The sequence below is a fragment of the Poseidonibacter lekithochrous genome, from assembly GCF_013283835.1.
GTDB lineage: Bacteria > Campylobacterota > Campylobacteria > Campylobacterales > Arcobacteraceae > Poseidonibacter > Poseidonibacter lekithochrous.
Map to the genome: position 1 here is coordinate 1,200,605 of NZ_CP054052.1, position 14,050 is coordinate 1,214,654.

The window sequence follows — 14,050 nt, forward strand, 5'->3', positions numbered from 1 at the left end:
ATACTTATTTAATATTGTCTTAACTTATAAAGAGTACTATTTTATAAAGACTATTTATATTAAAGGAAGTATACTATGGCTACATCGGACATTCAGGCAATATGCTCTCAACTTTTAACTCCTGATGATTTAGCAGTTAGTGATGAACTTTTTGATCAAGTTCTAAAAGAGAATATTGTTACTCAAATATTAAATACAAAAAAATCAAAATACGTTAAAATTTTTTCAAATGAAAAACTTTTTTTATCTCATATCACGCCTCTATTACATAATATTGGTTTTGAGATTATTGACGAAGTTACATATAATGTTTCAAATAATAAAGAAGAGATTTATATTTCAAGATTTAATTTAAATGTACATGATGAAAATAGGTTAGAAGAGGCTAAAAGCAATTTAGAATATATTATTACGAACACTTTAAAAGATGCAAGTGTAAAACATTCAAAAGCCTTTTCTTTAGTATATACACAAAACTTAACACTTAGAAAGATTATGCTTTTACGAGCATTTATTGAGTATATAGATCAAGCAGTTCTTACTATTAACTCTGCAACGATTTTAAATACTTTAACTACACATGATAGTTTAGCTTGTCTGTTTGTTAAATACTTTATTACAAAGTTTCAACCAGAAATAAAAAATAGAAAATCTGAACTTGATGAAATAGAAAAAAATATCAAAGCAAAAATTAAAATCATTCCTCAAATTATTGATGATAGAATTTTGAATTTAACTTTACTATTTTTAAAATCATTATTAAGAACGAACTACTTTTTAAATAAAGAGACAATTTCATTTAAAATTGATACAAAAACATTTGGGAAAGACCTAAAAGGTTTACAACCAAATTTAGAAAACTTCATTTACCACCCTGATTTTTATGGGGTTCATTTAAGAATGTCAAAGGTATCAAGAGGTGGTCTTCGATGGTCAGATAGACATGATGACTATAGACAAGAAGTAAAATCTCTTATGATTACTCAAGAGGGTAAAAACTCTATTATTATTCCTGATGGTTCAAAGGGTGGATTTGTAATTAATAAAGAAAACTCAGAAGTTACTAAAGAATTATTTACTTATATTTATTCTGAGTTTATTAATGCTAATTTAGACTTAGTTGATAATATGAAAGATGGGAATATTGAGAGAAATGAAAATATTGTTGCTTATGATGGAGAAGATCCATATTTTGTAGTTGCTGCTGATAAAGGAACTGCTGCTATGAGTGATATTGCTAATAATATTGCTATTAGTAGAAATTACTGGTTAGGTGATGCCTTTGCTAGTGGTGGAAGTAATGGTTATGGTCATAAAGATTTAGGTATCACAGCACGTGGTGCTATTATGTCTTCAAAAAGATTCTTTATTGAAGATGGAGTTGATATTTACAAAGATGAAGTATCTGTTGTAGGAATTGGTTCTATGAGTGGAGATGTTTTTGGTAATGGTTTAATTGAATCAGAAAAATTCAAACTTGTTGCTGCTATTTCTCACAAAGATATTTTTATTGACCCAACACCTGATATTAAAAAATCATATATTGAAAGAAAAAAACTATTCGAATCAAAAAGTGGTGGTTGGACAAATTACGATAAAAAAGTAATATCAAAAGGTGGAGGAGTATTTAAAAGAAATGATAAAGAGATTGAATTATCTGCTGAAATCAAAAAACTTTTAGGTACTACCAAAAAGATTATATCAGGGGAAGAGCTTTGTAGAAGACTTCTTACTTTAGATGTAGATATGTTATTTAATGGTGGTGTTGGTACCTATGTTAAAGCAAGTGACGAGAACAACCTTGATTTAGGTGATAAACAAAATGAAGCTGTAAGAGTTGATGCTAATGAAATCAAAGCAAGAATTATTTGTGAAGGTGGAAATCTAGGGTTTACTCAAAGAGCTAGAATTGAATATGCTTTAAATGGCGGAAGAATCCATTTAGATGGTATTGATAATGCTGCTGGGGTTAATACTTCGGATCATGAAGTAAACTTAAAAATCTTATTAAATAGTATTAAAGCCCAAGGTATATTAAGTGAGAAACAAGTAAAAGAGACATTAGACTCTTTAACTGAGCAAGTTGTTGATATGGTTTTACAAAGTAACTATGATCAAGCTTATGTAATCTCTATTGATGAACAATTCTCAAGAAGATATCCAAATGATTATATTAAGTCTATAGAAGTATTAGAGAATAATATTGAAGCATTTAATAGAAGAGATTTCTATATTCCTAAGAATGAAAATATGAATGAGATTATTGATATTCATGGTTCAATTGTAAGACCAGTATTAGGTTCATTACTTTCTTATTGTAAGATTTTTGTTAAAAAGATTTTATTTGAATCTACATTAATTGATGATCAATTTTCTCAACAATACCTAACAAGGTATTTCCCTAAATCATTTGTTGGGGCTTATGAGTTTGAGATTTCTAGTCATCCCTTGAAGAAAGAAATTATATCTACTGTTATGGCTGATATGATTATTAATCATCAAGGTGTTACTTTTATTTCTGACTTCGAGAGATTAGGATTAGAGAGATTTTTATTAAAAATTAAATCATATTTAATTGTAAAACAGTTATTTGGTGCAAGAACTATTAGACAGAAAATTTATGACCAAGATTATGTAATGCCAATTGAAAAACAATACAAACTTGTTAATAAATTAGAATATACATTATATGCAAGTACAAGATGGATGGTTAAATATCTGAAGAAAAATCAATTAGATTCAGCTCATATCTTGGATCATCAAGAAGAGTTATTCCAATTATTATCAGAAGTACATAATCAAAAGGTAGAATCTTTAATTCCAAATGATGAGAGCTTTAATCAGTTCTTCTCTGTAATTGATTATTTAAGATTTGCAATTGCTGCAATTATAATCAAAGAAGATACTCATCACTCATTTAAAGATGTAATAGTATTATTCTATTCATTAATTCATGAGTTTAATATCTTAGAGATTGTATTAGCATTAAATAAAGTAAAAATAACAAATCCTAGTGATATGACATTAAGGAATCAAGTTTTACAATTTATTGAATTTATTGTTGTTCATTACACAAAGAAAATTTTAGATTTCCAAAGAATAAATGAAGAACCAGATGTTGCTTTTGCAAACTTTATTACAAATGAAAAAGAGACATTCTATAAAGTTCGAGAACAACTTGATTCATTTATGGTAAAAGATGTAAAAGATATTAAAGAGATAGCAATTACTGTAAATCAGTTAATGGTTTCACTTATATAAGTTTTAATTATAATAATAATTTGATTGTTAAAATATAATTAGTTATACTTATAAAAAGAAAGGACTAATTATGAAAAAAGATGATTTAGATAATGAACTTAGTATGGATAAAATTGAAGATTATAATGGTAAAGAGTCTAAGGAAAAAAGAAATACAGTGAGAATTGTAATAATTGTATGCTTAGTTTTTGGTGCAGTTTTTGCTTACCTTAAAACTACTTCTTTACCTAATGACTATGTTGGAACTACTGATAAGCCTGGGATTAACACTTCTAAAAAATAATTTTTTAGAAGTGTTGATACAAGTAAATATATGTGTTTTAAATTAAAATAAATATATTAATAAGTTATTTTTTATTAGAAGTAAAAAAATATTTACTTTCTAAACTCTTCTCTACATAAGTAAAATACAGTATCAAAAATACCATATTTACGAGATTCTTTATTTATTGCTAAATTTAATTTCAAAAGAAAAATAAATTAGGTCAAAAAGTTTATAAATTAAATAAAAATAAATAATAATATAGTACAATTAAAAAAACAAAACTATATTTATACTACATAAAGATATTATCCCATAATAAAAGGGAAAGAAAGGCTACATTGTGAGTAAAATAAAAATATTATTAATTGAAGATGAAAAGATGATTGCGCAAAATCTTAAATCTGTTATTGAAAATTTTGGTTATGAGCTTGTTGGTATTGCAACAACAGGAGAAGAAGCTTTAGAAATTGCTTTTGATAAGAGTATTGATATTGTGGTTTCTGATATAGAAATTAGAGGTTTAACTGATGGTATTGATGTTTCAAAAACTCTTCAAAATACTTATAATTTACCAATCATTTTTACAACAGCATATAATGATGAAGAAAAAATAAAAAGAGCATCTACTGTAACAAATCTAGTAGGATATTTAGTAAAACCTATAAGAATTGATGAATTAGATACTTTAATTAAAATTGCTATTTCAAAATATAAAATCTTAGAAAAAAGAAATTTAAAAGATATTGCTTCTTTTTATAAATATGATTATGAGAATAAAAAGATTTATGTTGATGAAGAAGAGATTGCTCTTACTAGAAATGAGAGTTTGTTATTATCTTTATTATTAAATACTACAGAAAAAGTTCTATCTTATGAATCAATTAATGGTGCAATATGGAAAGAACAAAAAGGTTCAGACGTAGCACGAAGACAATTAGTGCATAGATTAAAAACTAAATTAGATAAATTACCAATTCTTTCAGAAAAAGGTATTGGTATTTATATTAAAGAGTAAGTTAACCTTACTCTTCTGTATTCATCATCCAGATTGAAAATACATCTAAGTAATTCCAAAAAGATTCTTTTAATTCTTCCGGCATATCAAGTGGTTTTAATATCATAATATATGACTCTAACCAAACTCTTCTAGCTTCTTGAGTAATAGCAAATGGTGCATGTCTTGCTGCCATCATAGGTTTTCCTCTATTTTGATCAAAATGTCTAGGTCCCCCACAGATTTGAATAAAGAAATCAGCTGAGTGTTTTTTTGCTAATGCAAAACCTTCATCGCTAGGTGGAAATAAACCTTTAATATTACTTTCTCTTAGTATGTCATAATGGTCTGAAATAAGTTTTCTCATTCCATCTTCACCTAAAAATTCTAATACCTTTGGACTAGGAATTTGAACTGGTGGTCTTGTTCCAAGTTGTGCTGTTGTTATTGTATATTCCATTTATTAACCTTTAAAACTTAAAATTATTTATATTTATCATGCAAGTTACTTGCAAAGCAATAATACAATTATCCTCTAAAATATAATCTTAAAAATATTTATAATTAAAAAAAAGATTAATATGGTAAAATAATATATATTTACAATGGAAGATTTATGAATATAAAAACAGATGAAATTATGGAATGTTATTCTTGTGGTCTTTTTATTAAAAAAGAAAAAGTGAGCAAAAAAAGTACACTTAAATGTCCACGATGTAATAGTAAAATACAATTGGATAAAGAGCATAGTTTTGATTCTTTATACTATTCAATATCAGCAATCTTGCTTTTTTTACTATTGAATATTTATCCTTTGATTTCTTTAAATGTAAATGGAAAAATATTAAATGCAACTCTTTTAGGAAGTGTTAAAATATTATTAGAACAAGATTTTTTTCTTGTGTCTTTAGTTGTTTTATTTACTATAATTATTGCACCTTTATTGAACTCAATAATTATAATTTTGTCCTTTATTCAAATTCATACAAAAGTTAAAATCTTTTCAGATACTTTTCTTCATGATGCTTTTCATTTCTTCAAACATTGGGGATTTGTTGAAGTATTTATTATAAGTATTATTGTTACATATATTAAATTAATAGGAATGGTTTCTTCTACAAAGTTTGATATTGGATTTTATATTATGTTGATATATATATTTTGTTTTTACATGTCAAATGTTAAGTTTGAGGGTAAAAATGTATTTGGAGATTAGATGGTTTTAATTTCATGTAAAAATTGTCATAAAGTTTATAAAAAAGAGAATTATGATGAATTCATTTGTACTCGATGTAATCATGGAGTATCAAAAAGAATTAATAACTCTTTGCAGGTATCACTTGCGCTAACTCTTTCTGCAATTTTTTTATATTTTCCAGCAATGCTTTATCCTATGATGGAAATAACAACATTTGGAGTAAATCATGAAAGTACAATTATTGAAGGAGTTATTGGTTTTTTAGAGTATGAGAGTTACTTTATTGCTTTTGTTATTTTTACAGCTAGTGTAATAATACCTTTGATTAAATTAATAGGATTATTATTGATTTTTGTATCTTTGAAAATAAATACAAAAATGAGTAATAAAACAAAAATAGCTATTTTTAAATTTGTTGAAGCAATTGGTAAATGGTCAATGATTGATATTTATGTTGTTGCCATTTTAGCTTCAGTTATTCAAATGGATGAAGTATTTAATATAAAAGGTGGAATTGCGGCTACATCTTTTGCTTTAGTAGTGATACTAACTATAATTGCTGCACATAGATTTGATACAAGGATTATTTGGGATGAGTCAAGAGAATAATGAACAAGAAGATGTGGTATATAAACCAAGAGTAAAACCAAAAAAAGCTGCTTCTTTTATTTGGTTACTACCTATTATTATAGCCTGTATTTTGGGTTGGATTGCATATGAGTCCTATATGAAAAAAGGTACTAATATTCAAATTGTATTCAAAAGTGCAGAAGGTCTAAAAGAGGGTGTAACTCCACTTGAATATAAAGGTTTACAACTTGGAAAAGTTACGAAAATTGATATTCATGAAGACTTGAAAAATGTAAAAGTAAATATTCTTGTAAAAAGTGAAGCTGCAAAATATGTTGCTAGTGAGAGTTCACGATTTTGGATTAGAAAACCTACTGTATCTCTTACTAAAATATCTGGTTTAAGTACACTTATTTCTGGAAATAAAATTGAAATTTCCCCAACAATCAAAACAAAAAAAGAGATTGAGAATGCAAAAGATAAATATCTTTTTATAGGACTTGATTCTCAACCTGATGATGAATTAACAAATGATGGTTATTATGTTTCGCTACTTGCTAATGATAAAGATAATGTAGAAGTTGGAACACCAATTTTTTATAATCAATATCAAGTAGGGGAGATTGTATCAAAAGAGTTTAAATTTGAAAAAGTATTTTTAAATGCTTATATCTATGATAAATTTAATTACTTAATTAATAATAGTTCAAAATTTACAATGAATGATGCTCTAAAAGTTAGTTATGGTCCAAGTGGTTTAAAAGTAGAAGTAAGTTCATTATACTCGGCACTTGTTGGTGGTATCACTGTAACAACACCAAATAAAAATGAAGAAAAAATTAAAAAAGATGAAGTTTATACTTTATATGCAAGTAAAGATGATTTAAAGAAAAAAGAGTATTTTCATATTAAGTTCTCATCAGCAAATAATATTGATAAAGATACCCCAATTATATATAAAGGTATAACAATTGGTAAGATTACAAGTCTTACTTTAAATGAAGAAGATGTTTCTACTAAAGCTTTTGTTTATAATGAATATAGATATTTACTTAGTGAAAATAGTAAGTTTTTTATTCAAAAACCAGAGTTGAATTTTTCTGGAGCTAAAAATCTTGCCAATATAATAAAAGGTAATTATATCTCTTTACACTATAAAGAGGGTGATTTCAAAAATATGTTTATTGCTCAAGAATATAAAGAAATCAAAAATGAAATATATAATAAAACTTTAGATTTATATACAAATAGTTTAAATTCATTATCAAAAAAATCAAGAATTTATTATAAAAATATAGCAATTGGAAAAGTTCTATCTTATGATCTAAGCAAAAATCTTCAAAAAGTAAAAGTAAAAATATCAATAGAGAAAAAGTATGAAAAATTAATTAATGATCATACTCTATTTTATGATATGAGTTCAAAACTTATTGATATGAAAAACTTAGATTTAAGTATAAATTACGATGGTTATGAACCTCTTTTAAATGGTGGGATTGGAATACTTACTGAAAAAAGAAAATCAAAACTTGCAAAGAGTTATTTCAAACTATATGACACTTTCCAAGAAGTACAAAGATTAAAAAGAATTTACAATAAAGGCTCTATAGTAAAAGCATATTTCAAAAATGATTTTAATGTGCAAAAAGATATGGCTATTATTTATAAAAATCAAGAAATAGGTTTTGTTAAATCAATAAAATTTGGTGAAAATGAATCTAGAGCAAAACTACTTATTTATAGCCAATTTAAAAAATATTTAACACCTACAAGTAGATTTTATAAGAAATCAAAACTTGATGTAAAAGCTAGCTTAAACGGAATATCTTTTGAAATGGATAATTATACTTCTTTATTAGAGGGTTCAATTCATTTAGAAAGTAAGTCAAATATGACTTATAAAAAGTATAAAATATTCCCAAATGAAGATGAAATGAAAGACTCATCAAATAGTATAACTATTGCATTTGATGATGTTGAAGGTGTACATGAACAGTTCTCTCAACTTACATATAAAGGTGTGAAAATTGGTAAGGTTACAAATATAGATTTAGATAAAAATCACAAGGTAATACTAAAAGCACAGATATATAAAGACTATGAAGATTTTGCAAAAAAAGGTACAGTTTTTTACTTAAAAAAACCTAGAATTTCATTCCAAGAAATAGCAAATGCAGGTGCTACTGTAATGGCTGTAAATATTGGAGTTGTGAAGTCAAATTCAAAGAGTTTTGCAAATAAGTTTAAAGGGTATACAACAATGCCTTCTCTAGAAAAAACTCAATTTGGAAATATCTATACAGTTGAGTCTTTCCATGCTTTAAAAGCTAACTTAGATTCTCCAATTTATTATAAAAATGTACAAATAGGTAAGGTTCACAAAGTAGGGCTAGCTTCTGATGGTTCTAGGGTTTTAATTGATTGTTTGATTTATGACAAGTATACAAAACTAGTTAGACAAAACTCAAGATTCTATGATATTAGTGGTTTTGAGATGGAGTTATCACTGTTTAGTGACTCTAAGATTGAATCTAATACTTTTACAAGTATCATAAAAGGTGGTTTAATTCTTGTAACGCCTATGGAATATAATAGAAGAGCTAATGGAAAAGATAAGTTTGAATTAATAAAAACATTACCCCAAGGTTGGGATAAAATAAGTCCTAGTATAAAATAAGTAGTTTTTAAACTACTTATTTTTATTAGTTACTTTTAATTCAGCTTTTAATCCAATATATAAAGAGTAACACATTCCTAATAGAATTACTGTAAATGGTAATGCTGTTGTAATAGAACCTGCTTGAAGTGCATCTAGTGCTTGACTTCCACCAACATATAATAATGCAATAGCTACAAGACCTTCTAAAATTGCCCAGAATGCTCTTTGTTTAACTGGTGCATCTACTTTTCCACCTGCTGTGATACTATCGATTACAAGTGAACCTGAATCCGATGAAGTAACAAAGAATACAATTACTAAGAAAATAGCAATACTTGAAGTAATTGTTGCAAATGGTAAGTTTTCTAACATTTGGAACATTGCTAATGATTTATCAGAAATACCACCAGCTAGTGCACCAACTTCACCAATAACTTGATCAAGTGCAGTTAATCCAAAAGTACTCATCCAAATAGATGTTACAACTGTAGGAATTAATAATACAGCAATAATAAACTCTCTTACTGTTCTACCTTTTGATACACGTGCAATAAACATACCAACAAAAGGAGACCATGCAATCCACCATGCCCAGTAAAATACAGTCCAACCATGGAACCAATCACTGTCTTCTCTACCAATAAAATTACTTAGTTCAAAAATATTTGAAGCATAGTTACCTAATGTTGTACCAACACCTGTAATGATATTAAGTGTAGGACCTACAACAATAATAAATAAGACTAAAAATAACGCTAATAAAATATTAAATTTACTTAAAACTTTTACTCCACCTTCTAAACCTCTTACTACAGAAATTAATGCAAATACAGTAATTGCTGCAATAATCCAAATCTGAGTATTAACACCATTGTCAATATCAAATAAGAATTTTAATCCTGAAGATACTTGTTGTGCTCCAAGTCCTAAAGAAGTTGCTAATCCAAAGATTGTTGCAAATACTGCTAATAAATCAATAATATGTCCAGGCCAACCCCAAACTTTTTCTTTTAAAATTGGGTAAAAAGCAGATCTCATTGTAAGTGGTAATTTCTTACTATAAGAGAAGAATGCTAATGATAATCCAACAACCGCATATATTGCCCACGGATGTAATCCCCAGTGGTACATAGTAGCACCCATTGCTAAATCTTTTGCTTCTGGTGTTTTTGCTATTACATTTAATGGTGTATGCCACCATCCTGTATAGTATGCAACTGGTTCAGCAACAGACCAATACATTAATCCAATACCCATTCCAGCGGCAAATAGCATAGAGAACCATGCAAAGTTTGTAAATTCTGGTTTTGCTTCATCTCCACCAAGTCTAATTTTTCCAACTGGTAATACAATTAGAATTAAACAGAATATTACGAAGAAGTTACCCGATAACATAAATAGCCAATCAAAATTATTGATAGCCCACCATTTTGCTGTATCTAATACTTCTTTTGCTTCTTTTGGAGAAGCTAGTGTTCCTATTACAAATACTAATATCAGTATTGCACTAATTGCAAATACTGGATTATGTACATCAAGACCAAACTTTTGTAGGTTGTCTTGACCTACTTTATACTTTGTAGTTTCTTTCATAAATTTCCTTATTATACGCATTTCTTTCAAAAAGTTATGTATTATTTACCTTCTAGGGTAGTGAAAATATACTTAATTATTGGTTTAGTATTATGAAAAGAATGTGTGTAAATAAGAATAAAAATGAAAAAAATAACAATTTTTACTTAACAAAATACGCCCATTGAAGCTTCTTTTATAAATAACTTAGTTATATTCTTACATAAAATGTGAGAATAAAATACATAGAATATGTAAAAAAATATTTATTATTGTGGTAATAAAATTACATATTTGTTGTAAGGGGAGTAGTAACATTAATAAAAAGAAATTAGTAGTCAAAAATGTTTTTAAAGTATTTGGGAAAGAACCCCAAAAAGCTCTTAAAATGTTGGCTAATGGAAAAAGTAAAGAAAAAATATTTACAAAAACTGGTATGACAATTGGTGTTCAAGATGCAAGTTTTGAAATCAATGAGGGTGAAATATTTGTAATTATGGGATTATCTGGTTCAGGGAAGTCAACTTTAGTAAGGCTTCTTAATAGATTAATTGAGCCAACTTCGGGTCAAATATTTATTGATGATATTGATGTTACTAATTTAAGTGACAAAGAACTTATTGATATTAGAAGAAAAAAAATATCAATGGTGTTTCAATCTTTTGCACTTATGCCTCATATGAATATTATTGATAATGTATCTTTTGGATTAGAGTTAAGTGGAATAGATAAAGCAAAAAGATATGAAGCTGCACAAAAAGCACTTGAGCAAGTAGGTTTAGAGCATCATAGTCAATCTTATCCTGATGAATTAAGTGGTGGAATGCAACAAAGAGTTGGACTTGCTCGTGCATTAGCAAATGATCCAGACATTATGCTTATGGATGAAGCTTTCTCAGCACTTGATCCTTTAATTAGAACAGAAATGCAAGATGAATTATTAATCTTACAAGAAAAAGAGAAAAGAACAATTGTATTTATTTCACATGATTTAGATGAAGCCATTAGAATTGGTGATAGAATCGCAATTATGGAAGGTGGAGAAGTAGTTCAAATAGGAACTCCTGAAGAGATTATTAATGAACCAGCAAATGATTATGTAAAATCTTTCTTTAAAGGTGTTGATGTAACTTCAGTGTTATCTGCTTCACATATTGCGAAAAAAATACATTCTACTATTATAAATAAAGAAGGTACTGGAATTAAAACTGCATTACAATATATTGCTGATTTTGATGAAGACTATGCTTATTTCTTAGAGAAGAATGGTAAATTCCTTGGAATACTGACTTTAGAAAAATTAAAAGAACAACAAAAACTTGGTGGAACTATACATGATGCAATTTATTGTAATGAAGCAATTAATGAGAACCTAGCAATTAGTGAATTCATTGGTACAATTGCTGAATATACTTTACCAATAGCAGTTGTTGATGAAAAAGGTAAATATAAAGGAACAATTTCGAAAAGTAGATTATTAAAAGTATTTGATGAGGGAGTAGAGCATGAGTAATGATCCATGGGGAAACGCCTCAACTGCACAAGAAAATAAAGAGTCTTCAGTAGATTGGACACAAGCTGCGGCTGAAGTACCAGTAGAAGAAGTAAAAGAATTTAATATATTAAATCCCTTTGAACATGTACTTATTCCTTTTGACACTTGGACAAATGATGGAATTGATTGGTTAGTTGAGAATTTTAGAGAAGTATTTTTAGTAGCTAAAGCACCTATTGATGTAGTACTAAAAGCGATTGAAAGTTTTTTATTATTCTTAAATCCATATGTTGTAATTATCTTTTTTGTTTTATTAGCATTACAAGTTTCTAGTAAAAAACTTGCTCTTGGAACTTTAATTTCATTTTTCATAATTGGATTTATTGGAGCCTGGGAAGAGTCAATGATAACGCTGTCTTTAGTAATAACAGCAGTATTATTCTCAATAGTTATAGGCTTACCTCTTGGTATTTGGTCTGCTAAAAGTGATACGGTTGATAAAGTATTACGACCAATTCTAGATGCAATGCAAACAACACCAGCTTTTGTGTATTTAATTCCAATTGTAATGTTATTTGGTATTGGTAATGTTCCAGGAGTTATTGTAACTATTATCTTTGCACTTCCTCCATTAATTAGACTTACAAATCTTGGAATTAGACAAGTACCTGCTGATTTAATAGAAGCTTCAAGATCATTTGGTGCATCTTCATCTCAAATGTTATGGAAAGTTCAAATTCCTGTAGCCATGCCAACTATTATGGCAGGTGTCAACCAAACATTAATGCTTGCTCTATCAATGGTAGTAATTGCTTCTATGATTGCTGTTGGTGGATTAGGTCAAATGGTACTTAGAGGTATTGGTAGACTTGATATTGGTTTAGCTGCTGTTGGTGGTTTAGGTATTGTTTTACTTGCAGTAATCTTAGATAGATTAACTCAAGAGATGGGTAATAAAGATAAAAACGATAAAAGAAAATGGTATGAAAAAGGCCCAATAGGGTTTATTTACAATTTAAAAAGGAGAGAAAATGATAAATAAAAAATGGTTAGTTAGTGGTTTAGCTTCAATGGTTTTAGCTTCAAGTTTATTTGGTGCTAAAGTTACTGCATTAAAAACAGCAATTGCAGAAGAGGGTTTCCAAATGTATATTGTTGCAGAAATCTTAAAGAAAATGGGTCATGAGGTTGAAGTAACTAATGATGTTGAATACAATATTGCTTTTAAAACAATTGCAAATAATGCTAAAAGTAATGACGTTTATTTTATGGCAGCACACTGGGATCCATTACAAAACGAAATGATTAAAGGTGCAGGAGGAGAAGAAAAATTAGCTAGGTTCTCTAACTTTATTTCTAATTGTGCACAAGGTTATATTATTGATAAAAAAACAGCTGATAAATATAATATTAAATATATCAATGATTTAAATAAACCAGAAATAGCAAAATTATTTGATGTTGATGGAAATGGAAAAGCTGACTTAACTGGTTGTTCTGCTGGTTGGGGATGTGAGAAAGTTATTGAACATCAATTAGATGCTTATGGTTTAAGAGATAATATCGACCATAGACAAGGTTCATACTCAGCACTTATTGCTGATACAATTGCACAATACAAAACTGGTAAACCAATTTTATATTATACATGGACTCCATATTGGGTAAGTGGGAAGTTAGTTCCAGGTAAAGATGTAGTATTTTTACAAGTAACTCACTCTGCTAATCCAAATACTGCTTCAACAAAACTTCCAAATGGTGCTGATTATGGATTTAATATTAATCACCAAAGAATTGTTGCAAACGCAAGTATTAATACAAAAAATAAAGATATCGCAAAATTATTTGATATTGTTAAATTAAGTGTAAATGACGTAAGTGGTCAAAATATGCTTATGGCAAATGGTCAAAATAAAGAAAAAGATATTCAAAGACATGTTCAGTCATGGTTAAAAACTAACTCAACTAAAGTTGATGCTTGGATTAAAGAAGCAAAAGCTGCTAAATAAAGAGTATTAAAATAAGGGTTTTAAACC

At 27.7% G+C, this 14,050-nt stretch carries 11 protein-coding genes; 9 read left to right on the forward strand and 2 right to left on the reverse strand.

Features of this window, described 5'->3' with window-relative positions; all coding sequences use genetic code 11:
- The first annotated feature begins 75 nt into the window (after nucleotides 1–75).
- From ALEK_RS05885 to ALEK_RS05895, 3 genes are all read left to right on the forward strand, one after another.
- A complete protein-coding gene (locus ALEK_RS05885) occupies nucleotides 76–3,261 on the forward strand; it encodes an NAD-glutamate dehydrogenase domain-containing protein (protein WP_071626077.1) in 3,186 nt (1,061 codons plus the stop codon).
- Between the two features lie 70 nt (nucleotides 3,262–3,331).
- Nucleotides 3,332–3,544, forward strand: a complete 213-nt coding sequence (locus ALEK_RS05890; protein ID WP_071626076.1) for a hypothetical protein — start codon at nucleotides 3,332–3,334, stop codon at nucleotides 3,542–3,544.
- A gap of 322 nt (nucleotides 3,545–3,866) precedes the next feature.
- Complete coding sequence (locus ALEK_RS05895; protein WP_071626075.1) at nucleotides 3,867–4,541, forward strand: response regulator; 675 nt, start codon at nucleotides 3,867–3,869, stop codon at nucleotides 4,539–4,541.
- 7 nt (nucleotides 4,542–4,548) lie between these two features.
- Here ALEK_RS05895 and ALEK_RS05900 read toward each other — a convergent pair whose 3' ends face one another.
- Nucleotides 4,549–4,980 (reverse strand): globin domain-containing protein, encoded by a 432-nt coding sequence (locus ALEK_RS05900; RefSeq protein WP_071626074.1) that lies wholly within the window; start codon nucleotides 4,978–4,980, stop codon nucleotides 4,549–4,551.
- A gap of 156 nt (nucleotides 4,981–5,136) precedes the next feature.
- Here ALEK_RS05900 and ALEK_RS05905 point away from each other — a divergent pair, with 156 nt between their 5' ends.
- Genes ALEK_RS05905 through ALEK_RS05915 form a run of 3 tightly spaced genes read left to right on the forward strand, consistent with a single transcriptional unit; the run spans nucleotide 5,137 to nucleotide 8,965 of the window.
- Complete coding sequence (locus ALEK_RS05905; RefSeq protein ID WP_071626073.1) at nucleotides 5,137–5,736, forward strand: paraquat-inducible protein A; 600 nt, start codon at nucleotides 5,137–5,139, stop codon at nucleotides 5,734–5,736.
- On the forward strand, nucleotides 5,737–6,327 hold the full coding sequence (locus ALEK_RS05910; protein WP_071626072.1) for a paraquat-inducible protein A: 591 nt from the start codon (nucleotides 5,737–5,739) through the stop codon (nucleotides 6,325–6,327). It begins immediately after the preceding gene.
- Nucleotides 6,311–8,965 (forward strand): PqiB family protein, encoded by a 2,655-nt coding sequence (locus ALEK_RS05915; RefSeq protein ID WP_071626071.1) that lies wholly within the window; start codon nucleotides 6,311–6,313, stop codon nucleotides 8,963–8,965. The genes ALEK_RS05910 and ALEK_RS05915 overlap by 17 nt, the downstream gene beginning before the upstream one ends.
- 12 nt (nucleotides 8,966–8,977) lie before the next feature.
- On the opposite strand, the gene ALEK_RS05920 is transcribed toward ALEK_RS05915, so the two are convergent.
- Complete coding sequence (locus ALEK_RS05920) at nucleotides 8,978–10,540, reverse strand: BCCT family transporter (protein WP_071626070.1); 1,563 nt, start codon at nucleotides 10,538–10,540, stop codon at nucleotides 8,978–8,980.
- A gap of 253 nt (nucleotides 10,541–10,793) precedes the next feature.
- Here ALEK_RS05920 and proV point away from each other — a divergent pair, with 253 nt between their 5' ends.
- The 3 genes from proV to proX are packed head-to-tail and all read left to right on the forward strand — an operon-like array spanning nucleotide 10,794 to nucleotide 14,023.
- Nucleotides 10,794–12,032 carry a glycine betaine/L-proline ABC transporter ATP-binding protein ProV gene (gene proV / locus ALEK_RS05925; RefSeq protein ID WP_265734112.1) on the forward strand — a complete coding sequence of 413 codons (1,239 nt, stop codon included), beginning with the start codon at nucleotides 10,794–10,796 and terminating at the stop codon, nucleotides 12,030–12,032.
- Nucleotides 12,025–13,056: a glycine betaine/L-proline ABC transporter permease ProW gene (proW, locus tag ALEK_RS05930; RefSeq protein ID WP_071626069.1), complete on the forward strand. Its 1,032-nt coding sequence runs from the start codon at nucleotides 12,025–12,027 to the stop codon at nucleotides 13,054–13,056. The genes proV and proW overlap by 8 nt, the downstream gene beginning before the upstream one ends.
- On the forward strand, nucleotides 13,046–14,023 hold the full coding sequence (gene proX / locus ALEK_RS05935; protein WP_071626068.1) for a glycine betaine/L-proline ABC transporter substrate-binding protein ProX: 978 nt from the start codon (nucleotides 13,046–13,048) through the stop codon (nucleotides 14,021–14,023). Before proW ends, proX begins: the two co-directional genes overlap by 11 nt.
- The last annotated feature ends 27 nt before the right edge of the window (nucleotides 14,024–14,050 follow it).